The organism is Prochlorococcus sp. MIT 1342 (genome assembly GCF_047304495.1).
GTDB classification, from domain to species: Bacteria; Cyanobacteriota; Cyanobacteriia; order PCC-6307; family Cyanobiaceae; genus Prochlorococcus; species Prochlorococcus marinus_D.
Window position 1 is genome coordinate 370,570 of record NZ_CP138957.1, and the last position, 16,496, is coordinate 387,065.

Below are 16,496 nucleotides of genomic sequence, written 5' to 3' on the forward strand. Positions count from 1 at the left end.
AGGAATAAGAACGGGACCGACGGGGTTCGAACCCGCAACTTCCGCCGTGACAGGGCGGTGCTCTAACCAATTGAACTACGGTCCCAGATGAGTTCAGGTCCAGTCGGGAGCTCGCCGCATGGAAGCTGACCTGTGTCGCTTATGCGACCAAGAAAGTATCAGCCTCTGCCCTGCCTGCCGTCAACTCGTTGGCGGTGGTCTTGTGATCCTTTTGAGGATGGATCGATTCGAATGAAATTGAAGACTTCGGATCTGCTTTTTGGGACGCTTGTTCTAGATGACGAAATAAAGACATCCCTAGTGGTGTTTTAGGTAGTGAACTCAGATAGAGAGCAAGTCGAAAAGTTGGAATCACTGTCCCTCTGATTAGGGACGGAATCCTGCGGGTTCGATTAGGCGTACTTGGTTCCCGCGGGCTGTGAATTCGCGTCCCTGATCGCTTTGCACGACCACACGACCACCAGATTTGACTCGAATGACGCGTGCACGAACCCAACCAAGAGCGGCTGACTCGAGCACTTTGACGACATCACCAGGTTGAAGATCTAACTCCATTCTCGGAACGAGGAAACTGCAGGATGGGCCATCGGACGCGCCGTGGAGGACTTGAACCCCCGACATCAGGTTTTGGAGACCTGCGTTCTACCAACTGAACTAACGGCGCAAGGCGATGGACCCGTCGACCATCACAGAGGTGATGGCATTTGGATTGAACGAGGCCGAAACCTCAGCGGTCGAAGCGCTGCTTCACGCGGGTGGCCTTACCCACCCGTTCCCGCAGATAGAAAAGCTTCGCTCTTCGCACTTTACCTCGCCGCTCCACCTTGATGGAGGCCACCTGAGGGCTATGCAGCATGAAAACACGCTCGACACCGATGCCTTGGAAGATCCTGCGCACGGTGATGGTTTCATGAATTCCGCCGTGGCGCTTTGCAATAACAACACCCTCATAGGGTTGGATCCGTTCCTTATTGCCTTCACTGATGCGTACTCCTACTCGGACGGTGTCTCCCACGTAGATGTCATTTAAATCACTTTTCTGCTGTGTGGCCTCGAACTCTTTGATCAGGGCGTCAGGGCTGAGCCTGACGTTTGGGGCACTTTTGCTTGTTACATCAGTCACCATGGCTGAGCTGTTCTCAATTGCTGTTGCCGTTTCAGTGTTGTCTTCGCTCATGGAGGTGTCTTTCGAATCCGCCGTCATCCCAGCTCCGGGTTAACTAGCCAAACGACAACTCTACCTGCTGATCATTCTTGCCTTGAGTAGTTTTGCCATTGCTTTGCGGTGAAAGCTCCTTAGTCGATCCTTGGCCATTGCGAGGGGTCAGCTCACAAGCTTTCTGGGAATTTCATTTAGTCAGGGAGCCTTCGGCAGCATTCTTGCGCCTGTGATCAGTATCCATAGTAGTTAAAGGGCATGGCGTAGAACCTCCTTTAGCTCAGCTTGGGAGCAGGCCATTCACCTTCATGCACGGTGGTCATTCTTAGCCAATGACTTTGTTTATCGGACATTTTTTGTCAGTGACGCAACAGGGGATATGTGCCTCATGCAGTCATCTTGAGATCAGCAAAGAAATCACCACTCATGGACCCAGCACGCCAGCGATGCGTCTAGCAGGGTTGCTTGAAGAGGTTCATTCGCGCCGTTCCTAGGACAAAGATTGATAGCGTGACGAATGGAAAGATGGAAGTCGGGCAGAGCCGATAACCGTTCATTTGATTTTTTCATATCAGTTTTTCTTCAGCCCTATGAACCTCTTCGCTGATCTGCTGGCCTCAACTTCAGAGGCGCGCGCAACGGCTACAGGGCCTCGAATACAACAGCGTCGAGGAGTGGAAATCAAGTCTTCAAGGGAGTTGGCGATCATGCGCAAGGCAAGCCACATCGTGGCCACGGTTCTGCGCGAGATCATGGAGATGGCCGAGCCTGGCCAGACGACTGCTGATCTTGACGTTTATGCCGAGCGCAGGATTCGTGAGATGGGCGCAACCCCTAGTTTCAAGGGCTATCACGGCTTCCCTGCCTCGATCTGCGCGAGCATCAACAATGAAGTTGTGCATGGCATTCCAGGCCCTAAGCGAGTGATCAAGTCCGGGGATCTTCTCAAAGTCGACACCGGGGCTTACTACGAGGGATATCACGGTGACAGTTGCATCACCATTTGCGTTGGGGAGGTGCCTGAATCTGGGCAGAAACTTAGTCGCGTGGCCCAAGAATCCTTGATGGCAGGGCTCTCTAAAATTCGAGCCGGCAACACTCTTCTTGATATCGCAGGAGCTGTTGAGGATCATGTCAAGGCTCATGGCTACAGCGTGGTGGAGGATTACACCGGCCACGGTGTGGGTCGCAACTTGCATGAAGAGCCTTCCGTTTTCAACTTCCGCACGGATGACCTGCCCAATATCACTTTGCGTTCAGGGATGACTTTGGCCGTCGAGCCGATACTCAATGCTGGCAGTAAGGCTTGCCGCACACTTAAAGATCGCTGGACTGTTGTGACTCAAGACGGCAGTCTTTCGGCTCAGTGGGAGCACACCATCGTGGTCACCTCAGATGGCTGCGACATTCTCACTGACCGGGGCGACTAATGCTGGAGTCGACTTGTTATTGATTGACTGTGGATCCACTACCTAACAATCGGGAGTAAATCATTCGCCCTAGTTCGGTCAGGGGCATCAGTAGATACGTGAGAGGGTTGGGGGTGACGATGATCAGATTGAGGCCAAGGTCGGCTTGTTGAACAATTTGGCTGGCTACTAGATCAGCAGACATTAATCCGATTGGATTGAGCTCTGAGCGGAAGGGGCCAAGTACAAGCTTGCGGATTTTGAAGACTTTGCGTTGATTCGAGGTGAGGTTGTTCCAGCGCAGGCTGACCAGCTGACCGATCAACCGCTTGCTGATTTCATATGTGGGGCTGAGGGCTGGTTGGATTTCAGCTTCTGATGTGTTCACCCATAGCTCGCGGGGGCGTGTGGAAGGTTCTGCGTTGAGGGCGAGGCTTTCAAAGAGTTCCATTAAGCGCCAGCTGCTCAGAGCATTCACTTCTAATGCCGCTTTGATGTCTTTCTGTGTCTGACGTCCCTGCGGGTTGATGCCGTGATTGAGCACGAGCACGTCAAGGCTCATAAGGGTGCTTTTGAGGGATGCTTCTTGGCTGCATTTCCATTGCACCCATTCCTGGGGTGCATCGTCTGATGGCTCTGCGGAGGGAATCGGTCCATGGGTCAATCCGATCACAACAGCTCCCCGAGAGCGCAACTTTTGGGTTAGGGCCCTGCCAAGACTTCCACTGGCTCCAGTGATGCCGATGCGGCAGTTTGACCAATGGTTGTTGAGAGTTGTGATCTGTCCCATTTCTTCAGCTTGGGGCATCCTTTGGTGTGAGCTTCAAGTTGACGTTGCCAATTCCCTCCGAAGCGGCCCAATTGGCCTTGTTTGCACCCTATTGCGGTGGCCTTTCCAGGCAGGCTGATTTGCAGCGAGCCCTGCGGCTCTTGGCTCAGAGCTCATTGAAAGGAGAGCGACCTCTTCAAGGTGGTCGTGTTCATCGCTTCACTCTTCGTTGGCAGGGAGCTAGGTCGCCACTGGAGCTGTGTTCTTGTCAGTTGTGTTTCCCAGACATCCAAGCTTTGACATACACCTTTGATGTGTCTACTCATCAACTTGTGGATTGGTTGATGGACTGGCCTGAGTTTGGGGGGCAGGGAGACCTGCCCAATCGATTCTGGAAGTGGCTGCTGTTGGGTTCTGAAGAGTCTGTGGGTGACGCCTAAATTGCTCAGCTATAGGAACAGGGAGTCCACTGATGGGCAAGACCTTGCTGATTGGCTCTTGTGAGCCATTCAGTGGTAAATCGGCATTGGTTCTTGGTCTCGCTCGCCAGTTGATAGCGGCGAATCAGCCCATTCGCTTTGGGAAGCCTTTGGCCACGAGTGTGGAATGGGATCCCGCAGTTTCCCCTCTGCCAGAACCTTTAATTGATGATGATGTTCGTTTTGTTGGTGCAACCCTGGGTTTGTCTGAGCATCAGCTGATTCCCTCTTTGCATCTCCTGGCAAAGGCAACGGCTGATCACCGTTTGGCCATGTCTCAAATCGATGCTGGCAAAGGATTTGAGGACCTATGCAAACAGCTCGATCTTCATGCTCAGGGCCTCACCATTCTTGAAGCAGCCGGTAGTTTGCATGAAGGCCTGCTTTACGGTCTTAGTCTTGGTCAGCTGGCCCATGGCTTGGATGCCCGCGTCGTGCTGGTGCATCTCTGGCAGGACAGCCGCAGCGTAGATGCTTTGTTAGCGGCGAAGGAGCAGCTTGGAGATCATCTGGTGGGCATCGTTTTGAATGCGGTAAAACCAGATGAAATTGATGATCTAGAAACCAATGTGGTGCCTGCCCTGGAGGCCCTTGGATTGGCGGTGTTTGGAGTGATGCCCCATTCGCCACTCTTGCGCAGCGTGACTGTGGGTGAGTTGGTTAGGCGCCTAGGAGCCCGGGTGATCTGTTGCTCTGAGCGACTTGAGCTTCTGGTTGAGACTCTCAGTATCGGAGCCATGAATGTGAATTCCGCCATGGACTTTTTCCGTTGTCGTCGCAACATGGCTGTGGTGACTGGTGCTGACCGTACTGATATTCAGTTGGCGGCCCTTGAGGCTTCGACTCAGTGCTTGATCCTCACTGGTGCAGGGCAACCTTTGCCGCAGTTGATTAGTAGGGCAGAAGAACTTGAGGTTCCTTTACTCAAGGTGGATCACGACACACTGTCTACCGTGGAAGTGATTGAGCAGGCCTTTGGTCATGTGCGACTGCATGAGGCCGTTAAAGCAACCTATTCCTTCCGATTGGTGGATGAACACTGTGACTTGGACCGTTTGTTTGATGTTCTGGGGTTGCCTATGCAGGGTCGATGACCACTGCTAGCTTCGATCCATCGTCATGGGGATGTCCTTGAGTCAGTCTCTGGATCTCCCTGACCTTGATCGGGTCGATACCCTTGCCCAAGAGCTGGCCCTCTTGCAGGACAAGGGCAAGCGCCGCATTGCCATGCTTGGCAGTCGCCATGTGCCGGTGGTCGCGATACATCTTGTTGAATTGATGGCACGCTCCCTTGCGCAAGAGGGTCATTCTCTGATTACCTCAGGTTCACAGGGGGTGAATGCGGCGGTGATCCGTGGGGTATTGGAGGCGGATGCCTCTTGCCTCACTGTGTTGCTTCCCCAGAGCCTTGATCGTCAAGCCCCTGAGATTCGCGATCAGCTCGACTCTGTGCTTCATCTCATCGAAAAACCTGAGCACGATGAGCTGTCGTTACCGATGGCTAGCAGTCTTTGCAATCAGGAGATCATCAGTCGCTGTGACCAATTGATCTGCTTTGCTTTCCATGACAGTGAGACGTTATTGACTAGTTGTCGCACTGCTGAGGATATGGGCAAGGTTGTGAGTCTTTTGTTCTTTGATTGAGTTCAGCGACGCGGCAGTGGCAGAACCTGTAGTTGTGTGCCTTCACGGCCCATCACCACGACCTGATCACCGGCGTTTATTGGAGTCTCCAGGTCGATCGAACTGGCGGCCCAGCTTTGCCCATGCCAACGCACACGCCCATTTCCTCCAGCTTTGATTGGCGTCAGAACTTCGGCGATATCCTCGCGTTGGCGAAGCCCATCTGGACTGGGGTTGCGGCGGGCTGACCAACGAGTCAGCCAGAGAGTCCCTAAAACCGTGATCAGCAGGAAGAAGATCATCTGCAAAATCAGTGGCATGGGAGTGATTGCAGTCAAAATCGATACCACTAAGGCCCCAAGCGCTGCGAACATCAGGCCATCGAAGCTGGGTTGAGCTAGCTCAATGGCTAGGAGTAGGCCAGCTACGGCGAGCCAGATCAGAGGAATCCAGGTGGGCGAAGGCAAGGGATAGGGTGCAGGGCTTTCTCTATCTACTTTGGAGAAGAGAAAGCTGTTTGGAAGGGCTTTGCCGTGGTTCGTTTACGGACCTATGTTTTGCCTACACAGGAAGAACATTGTGGAAGCGTTTCTTGGTTTGCCAGCTCTCTTGCTAGTTGCCTTGTTGGGAAGTGGCAGTGTCAAAATTACGAGTGGTGGACGCTCGCGCTTGGTGGAGCGGCTCGGCAAGTTCGATCGTGAACTGCAGCCTGGCCTTTCTTTTGTTCTCCCCATGGTTGAGAAGGTGGTCAGTTACGAGTCGTTGAAGGAGAGAGTTTTGGATATTCCTCCTCAGCAATGCATCACTCGTGACAACGTTTCGATCGAGGTGGATGCGGTGGTGTATTGGCAGCTACTTGAACACTCTCGTGCTTATTACTCGGTGGATAATCTGCAGGCGGCGATGGTGAATCTCGTTCTCACTCAGATCCGAGCCGAGATGGGCAAGCTTGATCTTGACCAGACATTTACCACCCGTACAGAAGTGAACGAATGCCTTCTTAGGGAGTTGGATGAGGCCACAGATCCCTGGGGGGTCAAAGTCACGCGAGTGGAAATGCGAGACATTGTTCCATCGCGAGGGGTGCAGCAAGCGATGGAACAGCAGATGACAGCAGAGCGGGAAAAACGTGCTGCCATTCTTCGTTCTGAGGGCGAGAAAGAGGCTCAGCTCAATGAGGCTCGTGGTCATGCTGAAGCCTTGGTATTAGATGCTCGCGCTCAGCAGGAAGCCCTGTTGCTAGAAGCTGACGCCCAGGCAAAGCAGCAGTCAACCCTTGCTCGCGCCAAGGCGGAAGCCGCCCTGGAGATTGCTCGGGCTTTGGAGGCCAGCCCCAGAGCAGAGGAGGCTTTGAGGCTTTTGTTGGCTAAAGAATGGATGGCTATGGGCGAGCAGATGGCTGCTGCACCAGCAGGAAGTGTCTTGATGGTTGATCCTCAAAGCCCAGCTGCTTTGCTTTCGGCACTCAAGGCTTTTCAGAAATCAGATGGCTGAGTTTGTTATGGCTGTTCGCTAGCTGGTTTAGCTCTCAAGCACTCGGCTAGCTCAGGGTTGTTGGTCATTCGTTTCAAAGGGTTCTGTTTTGTGAGTGTTCGTACTGGTTGCCTTGAGTTTTAAGCAGAGAAGCCATCCCTTGCGCTGGATTTAGATCCTGCAGCAGGGTTGGCTAGGGAACTTTGCTGCAGGATCTAAATCATGAGAAGCAACAAAAAAGCCCTTGCTGATGACGCCGGGCCTTGCTGATGGGACTTTTTCTCGTCATTGGATCGTGAGGGGCCATTCAACCCTGCCTGTTCGAGAGTTCCCGCCATCTCCATATGTAGTAGTTGTTACTTGCCTTAGTGGCAAAAGAAGCGCCATGAGCAGTGTTTCTGCGCATGACAGATCCCTAAATATTCACTACTCTCTGCGTGGCCGGGTGATGGGGATCAATCGGTTCCAGGAGAATGGAAACCTCAGGCTGATCACTGGGGGATTCACTAGCGCTTCAATTGGTTGGCTGAAGGATGCAAAGCTGTTTTGTTGGGCTTAGTTCGCAGGCTTTCTTGTCTCTGGCAGATATTTTAAATATCGCTCTCAGCAGTAATGCGCTTCGCCTGGAAGTTGGCCAAGCAACCGACAACGACCGGGTGAACCATGAGAAGGGAGTTTCGCTAATTAGGGCCTAAAAATGCTTAGTTCCTCAAAACAAAGGTTCTCTAGGCTGTGTCAATACCGTTAATGGGTTGATGGTAGAGAACTTTCTGTTTAGAAGCGGACCGTTTATCAGGCAGTGGTGAAGGGATTGATCCACTTCTTGCAACGCCTGGGTCGATCGGAACTCCGCACCGCCAACGCCTCCTTCGCTTGATTTGAGATGGACGACCCAAAGAGAGACTTGGAAAAATTCCAGCAGGAGATTGATGAAGCGCAGGCCAAGGTCCGCAGGGTCAGCGAAAGAGGCTCATCTTTGATCAAGAAGCCCGCGAATTTGGATGTGGTTCTCATGGTTGCCTGCGGACTTGGAGTGATTGCAGCTGGTGCTCATTTCGTTGGCTAGGTGACCGATCAGCATCGTTTTGCGTTGATGACTGGGATGGGTGGCGCTGGAATTGGCTTGGTTGCAGGCTTCGCTATCGGGGCAAACCGCAAAGAATCCTGAGCCTTTCGCCCATCTCAGCAAGATCAGGCCCAAGTTGGCCTGATCTTGCTGAGATGTTGGGTAGGTTGAGCTCAGAACCGTTTCTAGATATGGCGACCTATTCCTTTGATGTTGTCTCGGATTTTGATCGTCAGGAGTTGGTGAATGCGTTGGATCAGGTCCGTCGGGATGTTGGACAGCGCTACGACCTTAAGGATTCAAATACTGAGATCGAGTTAACAGAGAGCGAAGTGTTGATCACCACTGCCAGCGATATGACGTTGAAGGCGGTGGAGGACGTGCTGCGAGCTAAGGCCACCAAACGAAACCTCTCGCTCAAAATCTTCGATTTTCAGACGCCGGAGGCGGTTGGTGGCAGCCGGGTGAAGCAGGCAGTGAAGCTGCGCAAGGGTTTAAGCCAGGAGATCGCCAAGAAGTTGAGTAAGTCCGTGCGCGATGAGCTCAAGAAGGTGACCGTGGCGATTCAAGGAGAGAGTTTGCGGATCACCGGTAAAAACAAGGATGATCTGCAAGCCGCGATTCAGTTAGTCAAAAGCAAGGAAGATGATTTAGATGTGCCGCTTCAATTTGAAAATTATCGATAACGAAATGCTCTTGAGAATGTTGCTGTGTGTATAGTAGGGGCAGTAAAATTCTTTGCTTAAGTATTAGACATGAATCATTCGAAGGGGCCGAAAATATTTAATCAAGGCATAAGGCTTGCGCTTGCTCTGAGCATGACTTGTCTTATGGCTGAGAAGTCTATGGCCAACCAGTTTGGTAGTCAGAAATTTGGGATTAAGGAGTCTACAATTGAATCCATCCATGATGCTTTTAAAGAGAGAGAGATTGATTGTGAGCAATTAATTCAGAGGTATTTATATCGAATCAAGAAGTATAATTTCAGCCTCGAAAGAGGAGCTCCGCTTAATGCATTTGTTGCACTTAATCCGAATGCAGTCAGGCAGGCAAAGGCTTTGGATAGGCATTTTAAACAAAGCAATAAATTGATTGGCCCTTTGCATTGCATCCCGATTGCTGTTAAAGATAATATTGATACCGTTGACACTCCTTCCACTTCTGGGTCGTTGGCTTTGCTTGGCTCTCAGCCAATCAGTAATGCTTTTTTGGTTAATAAATTAAGAGCCGCTGGCGGCATCATTATTGGTAAAGCCGCTATGGATGAATTTGCTTCTGGTGGGGAAGGAATTAGTGGTCGTAGCGGAAGAATTGGCAATGCTTATGACCCTAATCAAAATTCCGGTGGCTCAAGTGGAGGCTCTGCGGTTGCGGTGAGTGCGAACTTTGCTGTGTTGGGGATCGGCACGGACAACAGTGGCTCGGTCAGAGTGCCTGCAGTCTTCAACGGGGTTTATGCCATTCGCCCAAGCACGGGGCTGATTAGTCATTCAGGAATTCTCCCGAGAGGCAACCTGGATGGAGTAGCAGGAGTGATGGCAAGGTCGATTCCTGATCTTGCTGTTGGCCTTGCTGCGATAGCAAGCACATCTGATCCTGATGATCATTTTACGAAACAAGTACCGCGCACAGATTCTTATGCAAATAATTTAAAAACTGCTTCCCTTGATGGAAGGCGAATTGGCGTGATTCGCAGTGTTGCAGGCAATGAGGTCTTTGACGCCACCGACAAGACTTCAATGGCTCTATTCAATCAGGTCAAAGCCAGGCTTGAGAGAAAGGGTGCATCGCTTGTTGCAATCAATCTGCCCTTATTCGACACGAACAGAGACAATAATATGGCGGGCGAGGCGGAAGATATTGATCAATACCTAGGTTCTTTTGCGTCGACCAGAAGGAGCCTTCAGGACATATGCTTGTCTGGTCGCACACGGCTAGGCGAGAAAGCCTGCATAGGGTATATGGAAAGTATTGCGCCAAAGTATAGCGATCGATATGATTCTGCCTTAAAGACTTTTGAGAAGAATAGAAACTATGTAGAGGGATTGATGCGAGAAGATAGTATTGATGCTTTGCTAATGCCACTTAGTTCTTGGCAACCCCCAAGCTATTACGATGATATGTATCGCACATCCACAACGGAATCGCCGGTTGCATCAAACTCCGGATTGCCGGCAATTGCTTTAATTGCTGGTTGGACATCGGCAACTCCAGTAATGCCGATCGGCTTTGAGTTGATTGGTTTTCAATATGGAGAGGGGGATTTGATCGGCCTTGCGCAGGCTTATTCTTCTGGTCTTCCAGACAGGCCTTTGCCTGAAGTGAACGCAGGTAATAATGATTCTCCTTTCGAGGATATTTGTGTTCAAGGAATCAATTACTTTATTACTCAGGCTGGTTGGCATAGTTATAAGCAGTTCCTAAAGGATGCTAATGGTCAGAATATTGAGCCAGCTGCTTATCAAAGGTTTTTTGATCAGCAAACGCAAAAATTCGCTCAGGCAAATCAACAGTCTGTCCAAGCTTGTGAATAACTGCTCTACTTATCCAGCTTTTTCCTTTTCTTGAGAGGCTTCTGCTCCGCGAACACAGGCAGAATTAGGGCTTGCTATAAAACGAGAATTGAATTAACTCTCGCTTCTCAACTTTTAGTTCTAGATGTAGCACCTTGGCTTCGGCTCGTTTGTATTTACGCAGGAGAGCTGTAAGAACAGCTCTCTATTCTCGTTGTCTGTTCAAGCCACTGCGGCAAAACTCTCGCGGAATGCCTTCAGGGTGGTTTCGATGTCTGCTTCGGAATGGGCAAGGGATGTGAAGCCTGCTTCGAAGGCACTTGGGGCTAGGTAGATGCCCCTTTCGAGCATGGCCCGATGCAGCTTGCCGAAGAGTTCGGCATCGGTTGCTTTGGCATCTTCGAAATTCCGTACTGGGCCTTCGCAAAGGAAGAAGCCGAACATCGCACCGATGCTGTTGCCCCTAATGGGGACTTCTGCTGCTTTGGCTGCTTCGAGAATGCCGTTAATTAAGCGCTCCGTTGTGCTTTCTAGGCGCTCATAGGTGCCTTCTTGCTTGAGTAGCTCAAGGGTCTTGATGCCAGCAGTCATGGCCAGCGGGTTGCCACTCAGCGTGCCGGCTTGGTACATGGGGCCTGCGGGGGCCACCATCTCCATGATCTCAGCTCTGCCGCCATAAGCACCAACGGGGAGCCCACCACCGATCACTTTCCCCATGGTGGTTAGATCAGGCGTGACGCCAAAGCGGGCCTGAGCACCTCCGTAGCTGATGCGGAACCCGCTCATGACTTCATCAAACACAAGCAAGGCTCCGTGTTCACGGGTGAGTTCTCGTAAACCTTCCAGGAAACCAGGCTCTGGAGTAATGAATCCGGCATTTCCTACGACCGGCTCAAGGATCACCCCGCTGATTGCGTCAGGATTCTCGGCAAACAGCTCTTTGACTGCCTCGAGATCGTTGTAGGGCGCAGTGAGGGTGTTACTGGTGGTGCTGCGGGGCACCCCTGGTGAGTCGGGTAGACCGAGAGTTGCCACCCCGGATCCAGCTTTCACCAAAAACATGTCGGCGTGGCCGTGATAGCAGCCTTCGAATTTGATGAGCTTGTCGCGGCCAGTGAATGCGCGCATGAGGCGCAGTACAGACATGCAGGCCTCAGTGCCGCTATTCACAAAACGGACCATCTCGACGCTGGGCACGGCGTCGATCACCATTTCAGCCAGTTGATTCTCTAGCTCACATGGGGCACCAAAGCTTGTGCCCTTTTCAAGCGCATCTTGTAGAGCAGCGATGACTTCTGGGTGGGCATGGCCGCAGATTGCGGGCCCCCAGCTGCCGATGTAGTCAATGAAGCGATTGCCATCGACGTCCCAGGCGTAGGCACCCTTTACGCGGTCAAACACGATCGGTTGACCGCCTACGGAGCGGAATGCTCGCACTGGAGAACTAACGCCACCAGGCATTAAGCGCTGGGCGGCGCTGAAAATCGCCTGGGAGCGGCTGGTGTTCAAGGCTGAAGCTGTCACAGGGACCGAAGCCAAGTGGCTGATATGAACCGTTCGCCATCTTGACCCAAAACGGTCAGAAGCGGATGAACTGTGTCAGGCCATCCGTTTACTTCTGGTTTTGCTGCCTAGGTTATTGGATAGATGCGCGGGCATGGTGTCCCACGACTGGACTGCTCTAGACAGGGACTTAAGGCGATTTTTGCCGAAGAAGTCGGTGGTCTCCAAGCGGCAAGAGTTGCTCGTTTACGACTGTGACGGGTTAACCATCGATCGTCATTGTCCTCCTTTGGCAGTGTTGCCCGAGACCACTGAGGAGGTATCTCAGATCTTGGCTTGTTGTCATCGCCATGGCATCCCTTTTGTCGCTAGGGGTAGTGGTACGGGGCTCTCGGGAGGTGCATTAGTGGAGCAAGAGGCGCTGTTGGTGGTGACCAGTCGCATGCGCAGGATCCTTTCGATGGACCTTGATAACCACACCATTACGGTGCAGCCAGGAGTGATCAATAGTTGGGTGACTCGGGCGGTCGCTGGCGAAGGGTTTTATTACGCCCCTGATCCTTCCAGTCAGGTGGTGTGCAGCATCGGCGGCAATGTGGCCGAGAACTCAGGTGGTGTGCACTGTCTCAAATATGGCGTCACCAGTAATCATGTTCTGGGGCTTGAAGTAGTGCTTGCTGATGGCACGGTGACCCTCCTCGGTGGTGGATTGTCGGAGCATGCGGAGCTCGACCTGCGTGGGGCATTTATTGGCAGCGAAGGCACCCTGGGGATCGCCACAGCGATCACTCTGCGGCTCTTGCGGGCGCCGCAACATGTGACTGTGCTGCTCGCAGATTTCCCCACCATGGAGTCTGCTGGCGAGGCGGTCTGCCAGGTCACAGCCGCCGGAGTTTTACCTGCGGGTATGGAGATCATGGACAACTTCATGATTAATGCAGTCAATGATCTGTTTGGCTTCGACGAATACCCTCGTGATGCCGCGGCTGTGCTGCTGATTGAGCTCGATGGTCAGTCGGCGGAAGTCACTGTGGCCGCAGACCAGGCCAGTGGACTTTGTAGCAAGGCAGGAGCGAGGACCATTCGTCGTGCAGAAGAGGCTGCTGACCGTGCCTTGCTTTGGAAGGGACGCAAGTCAGCATTTGCTGCGGTTGGGCAGATTTCACCCACCTATTACGTGCAGGACGGTGTCGTGCCACGCAGCACTTTGCCGAGGGTGCTGACGGCAATAGAGAGGCTTAGTCGAGAGTATGAGTTGCCGGTGGCCAATGTTTTTCATGCTGGCGATGGCAATTTGCATCCTTTAATTCTCTACAACGCAGACACGCCTGATGTGGAGTCTCGTGTTCGGGATCTGGGGTCAGCCATTCTGCGTGAGTGTCTTGATGTTGGCGGCAGCATCACTGGTGAACATGGGGTTGGGGCTGATAAGCGCTGTTATCTCGATTGGATGTTTGCAGCGGATGATCTGTCCACAATGAAACTGCTACGAAGAGCCTTCGATCCAGATGGACGGGCCAATCCTGACAAAATTTTCCCCACTCCAAAAAGCTGTGGTGAGTCTGCTCGGCGCCAGGTCATCTTGACTTCAGAAGGTCTTGAGATGCCTTCAGAAGCCAAGGCATTTTGACTGCTCCGGAGGTGAATCCTTGACTGCGACTATTGCCTTAAATAGCCATGTCCTTCAATTGCTGAACAGTTCCGACATCTCCTCATCGTCATCAGTTGGAGGCCAGTTGAGATCTACGGTTACCGGGGCATGATCACTAGGCTTTTCATGGCCCCTTAGATGCTTGTGAATCACACAGCTTCTGGCCTGACTGAGAAGCTCATCGCATAGGTAGATGTGATCAATACGCCAACCCTGATCACGGTCCCAGGCACCACTTCGATAGTCCCACCAGCTCCAATGGTTGGCATCTGGTTCGAACACGCGGAACACGTCGTGGAGCCGGTCTCCTAAAACCTTTAGAAGAGCCTCTCTTTCAAGCTCGCTAGCCATAATCCCTCCCGTTAGTCGTTCGGGATGATGAATGTCTCTTGCTTCCAATGCGATATTGAAATCCCCAACGAGGCAGAGGGGTTCATCCCGTTTCGCTTGTGCACTCAGATAGCGGTTTAGGCAGCTCAGCCATTCGAGTTTGTAGGGATATTTCTCTGATTTCAGAGCGGAACCGTTGGGAACGTAGACATTGACGATACGAATGTTGTTAACGAGCGCGCTGATGACGCGCTTTTGCTCTCCCAGTTGCAAGGCTTCGGCATCCTCTGGGAGCTCACCAGTGAAGCCCCGGCGCACATCTTCGAGAGGTTGGCGGCTAACGATTGCAACGCCGTTATAGGCCTTCTGTCCGTGAAAGTGCACTTGATAGCCCTGAGCTTCAAAGACCTCGTGAGGGAACAGCGGATCATCCACTTTGGTCTCCTGGAGGCAAAGCAGATCGGGTTGGGCATCCTGTAGCCAAGCTTGCACCTGATCGAGGCGGGTGCGAATTGAGTTGACGTTCCAGGTAGCGATCTGCACAGGTCATGGAAATCTGACCATGACAATTAGCATTAGCCTTACTTAACTTGGGGATGCGTCATTGATCAACAGAGCCCCCTTAGGTCTTCATACCTTGCGCAAGCTTGGCTTGGCTGCACTGCCAATTGCCTTGCTCAGCCTGACAACAGTTGTCGATCGTGCTGAAGCACAGCTTTCAGGTGACTATCAGACACCTCAGGAGCGTGATCTTTACAACACCGTTCCGGGGAACAACGACAAAGGAACAATTCTCGATGCCACCAATCCGATGGACCTTATGAATCGTTTGCGAAGGTCCACAGCAATGGACGATGCCACAGTTCCTTCTGATGCAATCGATGCAGCCCTCAAGGCCCTGGAATTGGAGAGTTCTGAGGCTTCGGCGACTCAGCCCTGAGGACACTGTTTGAACCTTTTGTGCGGATTGAGTTAAGCCTCCACTGACTCGCCAGGCCATCAATCAGGGGATCGGCTTCGCCTGGTTTTTTGCGGCGTTCTCTAGCTTCTTGAAGCAGAGTTTGTGCTTGCTGGTCTTGGCCTTGCTCCTGCCGCATGAGAGCAAGAGCGAGCAAGGGACGTGCATCTGTTGGTGATTCATTCGATAGAACGCGATAGAGCTCAGCGGCAGCCTTGGTTTGTCCTGTCTGGCGCTGCAAATCTGCCAGGAGAAGCCCTATGGGTATGCGCTTGCCTTTCGTTTTGGACTCAAATCTCTTTTTGAGTTCAGCAACGGCGGCTTTTTCTCTCCCGGCCTCTAGGTCAAGCAAGATCTTTAGTTGCAGGACCTCGAGGTTGTGAGGCTGGATGGTCATTAGCTGGTTGATGTCCTTCCGGGCTCCATCGCGATCTCCCTGTTCGCGCTTGAGTTCCGCGAGCATCAACTTCCATAACCAGGTTTTTGGCTGCCTGGCCATTAGCAGTTCAATTTGGGTCATTGCTTCCTCGTTGCGACCTAGGACCAGCAATCGCTCCAGCAGCTTCTGCTGTTCTTCTGTGTTCAGATCACCATTATTTTGTTGATCTAGCAGATCTTTCACCTGCCGATTGAGGATCTCCCGATTGCCTAGAGCTCTTGACTCAGGTGCGATCAATTGCGCTCCAAACCAGGCCAGTGCTGAGGCGGTCATGAGCCCAGTGATCAGAAGGATCATCCCGCGGGAGGGCAAAATCCTTTCGGGCTTAAGCACTTCAGCGAGCAGAAAATTACCTGGTCAGTCTGGGACGGTTCACGAATGCTGGCTAGATTTCCAATTGGGCCAGTGGATGCCCTTTTTTTCGATGCGCGACCATCCGATTCCTGCGGCCACTGAGCCGTTGCAGTACAGGGCCATCGGTGTCGTAAGAGGCACTTATCGGCCTCAAGATTCTGAGCAGTTCACTCGAGGTTTCCTGGTGGATTCTGAAGGGGTTGAGATTGAGGCTGTTGTCCTAGGCCGGGTGCTCACCTTGATGCGTCGTCATCTAGCAATGGATCAACCTCATCTATGGGTCGTCTATCCACGCTGCCGCGAAGCGGATCATCTCCATCTACAGATCTCTGGAATCTGGGAGCCCAGCACCCTGAAACAAACCTTGCTTGATGAAAGTGATTCAGAGTGTTCGAGTGATTCCAGCTTGGAACTTGAAGATCAGCTTCCTCAAGGGGACGACTACTTTTCTATTCGTGGTGAATTGATTTATACCAGGCCTGAAACCGGTGACCTGGTTTTGAAGGTTCGCCAGAAGCCTAGGGCTGATGGCAGTAGACCATTGCCGTTCAAATTGCAATTAAAAGGGGATGTGCCCCTCAGTAACCTGCGTCATTTTGTGAGTTTGGAGGTGCGACGTCGTGGGCAGCAGCTTCACCTTGAAGACTATGAAGTGATGGGGCCGATGCCTACTCGCGGTGGCAAGGGGCGAGGTGGAAGAGGTTCCCTGGTTCGAAGGGATGGACGCGGTAGCCAGCCCAATAACTGAATGTCGTTGATCCAACCTTTCT

The 16,496-nt window shown here is 52.3% G+C and carries 19 protein-coding genes and 2 tRNA genes; 12 read left to right on the top strand and 9 right to left on the bottom strand.

Annotated elements, in window-relative coordinates:
- Positions 1–11: 11 nt before the first annotated feature.
- The 4 genes from SIB79_RS01920 to rplS all read right to left on the bottom strand — a co-directional run bounded on the left by SIB79_RS01920 (position 12) and on the right by rplS (position 1,126).
- Positions 12–85 (bottom strand) — tRNA-Asp (locus SIB79_RS01920).
- Positions 86–366: 281 nt separating this feature from the next.
- On the bottom strand, positions 367–555 hold the full coding sequence (locus SIB79_RS01925; RefSeq protein WP_006043540.1) for a hyperconserved protein Hcp: 189 nt from the start codon (positions 553–555) through the stop codon (positions 367–369).
- A 36-nt stretch (positions 556–591) separates the two neighbouring features.
- Positions 592–664: transfer RNA gene (locus SIB79_RS01930), tRNA-Trp, on the bottom strand.
- A 63-nt stretch (positions 665–727) separates the two neighbouring features.
- A complete protein-coding gene (gene rplS, locus SIB79_RS01935) occupies positions 728–1,126 on the bottom strand; it encodes a 50S ribosomal protein L19 (RefSeq protein ID WP_413681169.1) in 399 nt (132 codons plus the stop codon).
- 365 nt (positions 1,127–1,491) lie between these two features.
- Here rplS and SIB79_RS01940 point away from each other — a divergent pair, with 365 nt between their 5' ends.
- Both SIB79_RS01940 and map read left to right on the top strand, forming a co-directional pair.
- Positions 1,492–1,653, top strand: a complete 162-nt coding sequence (locus tag SIB79_RS01940; RefSeq protein WP_155724641.1) for a hypothetical protein — start codon at positions 1,492–1,494, stop codon at positions 1,651–1,653.
- A 96-nt stretch (positions 1,654–1,749) separates the two neighbouring features.
- Positions 1,750–2,589: a type I methionyl aminopeptidase gene (gene map / locus SIB79_RS01945; RefSeq protein ID WP_011130674.1), complete on the top strand. Its 840-nt coding sequence runs from the start codon at positions 1,750–1,752 to the stop codon at positions 2,587–2,589.
- A gap of 16 nt (positions 2,590–2,605) precedes the next feature.
- Here the strand turns inward: map and SIB79_RS01950 are convergent, their stop codons facing one another.
- Positions 2,606–3,376 carry an SDR family oxidoreductase gene (locus SIB79_RS01950; RefSeq protein WP_063403693.1) on the bottom strand — a complete coding sequence of 257 codons (771 nt, stop codon included), beginning with the start codon at positions 3,374–3,376 and terminating at the stop codon, positions 2,606–2,608.
- Between the two features lie 8 nt (positions 3,377–3,384).
- On the opposite strand from SIB79_RS01950, the gene ebsA reads away from it, so the two are divergent.
- From ebsA to SIB79_RS01965, 3 genes are read left to right on the top strand one after another with little or no spacing between them, the layout of a single operon-like run.
- Positions 3,385–3,777: a type IV pilus biogenesis protein EbsA gene (ebsA, locus tag SIB79_RS01955; RefSeq protein WP_063400125.1), complete on the top strand. Its 393-nt coding sequence runs from the start codon at positions 3,385–3,387 to the stop codon at positions 3,775–3,777.
- Positions 3,778–3,809: 32 nt separating this feature from the next.
- Positions 3,810–4,910, top strand: a complete 1,101-nt coding sequence (locus SIB79_RS01960; protein ID WP_063403694.1) for a phosphotransacetylase family protein — start codon at positions 3,810–3,812, stop codon at positions 4,908–4,910.
- Positions 4,911–4,941: 31 nt separating this feature from the next.
- Positions 4,942–5,460: a DNA recombination-mediator protein A gene (locus tag SIB79_RS01965; RefSeq protein WP_041385128.1), complete on the top strand. Its 519-nt coding sequence runs from the start codon at positions 4,942–4,944 to the stop codon at positions 5,458–5,460.
- 2 nt (positions 5,461–5,462) lie between these two features.
- Here SIB79_RS01965 and SIB79_RS01970 read toward each other — a convergent pair whose 3' ends face one another.
- Positions 5,463–5,906, bottom strand: a complete 444-nt coding sequence (locus SIB79_RS01970; protein ID WP_063403695.1) for an NfeD family protein — start codon at positions 5,904–5,906, stop codon at positions 5,463–5,465.
- Between the two features lie 112 nt (positions 5,907–6,018).
- Here SIB79_RS01970 and SIB79_RS01975 point away from each other — a divergent pair, with 112 nt between their 5' ends.
- The 4 genes from SIB79_RS01975 to SIB79_RS01990 all read left to right on the top strand — a co-directional run bounded on the left by SIB79_RS01975 (position 6,019) and on the right by SIB79_RS01990 (position 10,512).
- Positions 6,019–6,933 (top strand): SPFH domain-containing protein, encoded by a 915-nt coding sequence (locus SIB79_RS01975; protein ID WP_063403696.1) that lies wholly within the window; start codon positions 6,019–6,021, stop codon positions 6,931–6,933.
- A gap of 862 nt (positions 6,934–7,795) precedes the next feature.
- Entirely contained in the window at positions 7,796–7,978 is a 183-nt protein-coding gene (locus SIB79_RS01980; protein WP_063403697.1) for a hypothetical protein, read from the top strand.
- A gap of 191 nt (positions 7,979–8,169) precedes the next feature.
- Complete coding sequence (locus SIB79_RS01985) at positions 8,170–8,664, top strand: YajQ family cyclic di-GMP-binding protein (protein WP_063396407.1); 495 nt, start codon at positions 8,170–8,172, stop codon at positions 8,662–8,664.
- A gap of 144 nt (positions 8,665–8,808) precedes the next feature.
- A complete protein-coding gene (locus tag SIB79_RS01990; RefSeq protein WP_236072635.1) occupies positions 8,809–10,512 on the top strand; it encodes an amidase in 1,704 nt (567 codons plus the stop codon).
- Positions 10,513–10,713: 201 nt separating this feature from the next.
- Here SIB79_RS01990 and hemL read toward each other — a convergent pair whose 3' ends face one another.
- Positions 10,714–12,015, bottom strand: coding sequence for a glutamate-1-semialdehyde 2,1-aminomutase (gene hemL, locus SIB79_RS01995; RefSeq protein ID WP_236072647.1), 1,302 nt, complete (start codon positions 12,013–12,015; stop codon positions 10,714–10,716).
- Positions 12,016–12,148: 133 nt separating this feature from the next.
- Between hemL and SIB79_RS02000 the strand changes: the two genes are divergently transcribed.
- Positions 12,149–13,624, top strand: a complete 1,476-nt coding sequence (locus SIB79_RS02000) for an FAD-linked oxidase C-terminal domain-containing protein (RefSeq protein WP_011825363.1) — start codon at positions 12,149–12,151, stop codon at positions 13,622–13,624.
- A 54-nt stretch (positions 13,625–13,678) separates the two neighbouring features.
- On the opposite strand, the gene xth is transcribed toward SIB79_RS02000, so the two are convergent.
- On the bottom strand, positions 13,679–14,518 hold the full coding sequence (gene xth, locus SIB79_RS02005) for an exodeoxyribonuclease III (RefSeq protein ID WP_063403699.1): 840 nt from the start codon (positions 14,516–14,518) through the stop codon (positions 13,679–13,681).
- Positions 14,519–14,579: 61 nt separating this feature from the next.
- On the opposite strand from xth, the gene SIB79_RS02010 reads away from it, so the two are divergent.
- The gene (locus SIB79_RS02010; RefSeq protein WP_236072636.1) at positions 14,580–14,915 is read left to right on the top strand and encodes a hypothetical protein; all 336 of its coding nucleotides are present in this window, start codon (positions 14,580–14,582) and stop codon (positions 14,913–14,915) included.
- On the opposite strand, the gene SIB79_RS02015 is transcribed toward SIB79_RS02010, so the two are convergent.
- Positions 14,866–15,645 (bottom strand): tetratricopeptide repeat protein, encoded by a 780-nt coding sequence (locus SIB79_RS02015; protein ID WP_413681127.1) that lies wholly within the window; start codon positions 15,643–15,645, stop codon positions 14,866–14,868. The genes SIB79_RS02010 and SIB79_RS02015 overlap by 50 nt on opposite strands.
- A 151-nt stretch (positions 15,646–15,796) precedes the next feature.
- Between SIB79_RS02015 and SIB79_RS02020 the strand changes: the two genes are divergently transcribed.
- Positions 15,797–16,474, top strand: a complete 678-nt coding sequence (locus SIB79_RS02020; protein ID WP_196757615.1) for a hypothetical protein — start codon at positions 15,797–15,799, stop codon at positions 16,472–16,474.
- The last annotated feature ends 22 nt before the right edge of the window (positions 16,475–16,496 follow it).

Excerpts from the sequence above, each read along its gene's own strand:
- SIB79_RS01925 (WP_006043540.1), bottom strand. The coding sequence starts at position 555 with ATGGAGTTAGATCTTCAACCTGGTGATGTCGTCAAAGTGCTCGAGTCA.
- rplS (WP_413681169.1), bottom strand. The coding sequence starts at position 1,126 with ATGGTGACTGATGTAACAAGCAAAAGTGCCCCAAACGTCAGGCTCAGC.
- SIB79_RS01940 (WP_155724641.1), top strand. The coding sequence starts at position 1,492 with ATGACTTTGTTTATCGGACATTTTTTGTCAGTGACGCAACAGGGGATA.
- map (WP_011130674.1), top strand. The coding sequence starts at position 1,750 with ATGAACCTCTTCGCTGATCTGCTGGCCTCAACTTCAGAGGCGCGCGCA.
- SIB79_RS01950 (WP_063403693.1), bottom strand. The coding sequence starts at position 3,376 with ATGCCCCAAGCTGAAGAAATGGGACAGATCACAACTCTCAACAACCAT.
- SIB79_RS01960 (WP_063403694.1), top strand. The coding sequence starts at position 3,810 with ATGGGCAAGACCTTGCTGATTGGCTCTTGTGAGCCATTCAGTGGTAAA.
- SIB79_RS01965 (WP_041385128.1), top strand. The coding sequence starts at position 4,942 with ATGTCCTTGAGTCAGTCTCTGGATCTCCCTGACCTTGATCGGGTCGAT.
- SIB79_RS01980 (WP_063403697.1), top strand. The coding sequence starts at position 7,796 with ATGGACGACCCAAAGAGAGACTTGGAAAAATTCCAGCAGGAGATTGAT.
- SIB79_RS01985 (WP_063396407.1), top strand. The coding sequence starts at position 8,170 with ATGGCGACCTATTCCTTTGATGTTGTCTCGGATTTTGATCGTCAGGAG.
- SIB79_RS01990 (WP_236072635.1), top strand. The coding sequence starts at position 8,809 with ATGGCTGAGAAGTCTATGGCCAACCAGTTTGGTAGTCAGAAATTTGGG.
- SIB79_RS02000 (WP_011825363.1), top strand. The coding sequence starts at position 12,149 with ATGGTGTCCCACGACTGGACTGCTCTAGACAGGGACTTAAGGCGATTT.
- SIB79_RS02015 (WP_413681127.1), bottom strand. The coding sequence starts at position 15,645 with ATGACCGCCTCAGCACTGGCCTGGTTTGGAGCGCAATTGATCGCACCT.
- SIB79_RS02020 (WP_196757615.1), top strand. The coding sequence starts at position 15,797 with ATGCGCGACCATCCGATTCCTGCGGCCACTGAGCCGTTGCAGTACAGG.